This is a genomic window from Streptomyces chumphonensis, from assembly GCF_014779715.1.
Classification (GTDB): Bacteria; Actinomycetota; Actinomycetes; order Streptomycetales; family Streptomycetaceae; genus Streptomyces; species Streptomyces chumphonensis.
The window spans coordinates 1-973 of record NZ_JACXYU010000033.1; the positions used below are offsets into that span (position 1 = coordinate 1).

Annotated in this window: 1 protein-coding gene; it reads left to right on the top strand. The window is 70.0% G+C overall.

The window, feature by feature from the left end; translation table 11 throughout:
- Positions 1-973, top strand: a 973-nt coding sequence (gene trxB, locus IF129_RS25910; RefSeq protein ID WP_191212276.1) for a thioredoxin-disulfide reductase, incomplete at both ends; no start/stop codon positions are given.

Sequence of the window (973 nt, forward strand, 5' to 3'; positions counted from 1 at the left end):
TGAGTGACGTTCGCAATGTGATCATCATCGGCTCCGGGCCCGCCGGTTACACCGCGGCCCTCTACACCGCGCGCGCGTCCCTGAAGCCCCTGATCTTCGAGGGTTCGGTCACCGCCGGCGGCGCCCTGATGAACACCACCGAGGTCGAGAACTTCCCCGGCTTCGCCACCGGCATCATGGGCCCCGAACTCATGGACCAGATGCGCGCCCAGGCCGAACGCTTCGGAGCCGAGCTCATCCCCGACGACGTCACCGCCGTCGACCTCAAGGCCGACATCAAGACCGTCACCGACTCCGCCGGCACCGTCCACCGCGCCCGCACCGTCATCATCGCCACCGGTTCCCAGCACCGCCGCCTCGGCCTCCCCCAGGAGGACGAACTCTCCGGCCGCGGCGTCTCCTACTGCGCCACCTGCGACGGCTTCTTCTTCCGCGACCAGGACATCGCCGTCGTCGGCGGCGGCGACACCGCGATGGAAGAAGCAACCTTCCTCTCCCGCTTCGCCAAGTCCGTCACCGTCGTCCACCGCCGCGACACCCTCCGCGCCTCCAAGGCCATGCAGGACCGCGCCTTCGCCGACCCCAAGATCCGCTTCGCCTGGGACAGCGAGGTCGAGACCATCCACGCCACCGACGGCAAACTCTCCGGCCTCACCCTGCGCTCCACCAAGAACGGCGAGACCGCCGAACTCCCCGTCACCGGCCTCTTCGTCGCCATCGGCCACGACCCCCGCACCGAACTCTTCACCGACGCACTCGACCTGGACGACGAGGGCTACCTCCTCGTCGACGCCCCCTCCACCCGCACCAACATCCCCGGCGTCTTCGCCGCCGGCGACGTCGTCGACCACACCTACCGCCAGGCCATCACCGCCGCCGGCACCGGCTGCTCCGCCGCCCTCGACGCCGAGCGCCACCTCGCCGCCCTCTCCGACACCGAACCCGCCGAACCGGAGAAGGCCGTCGAAGCCGA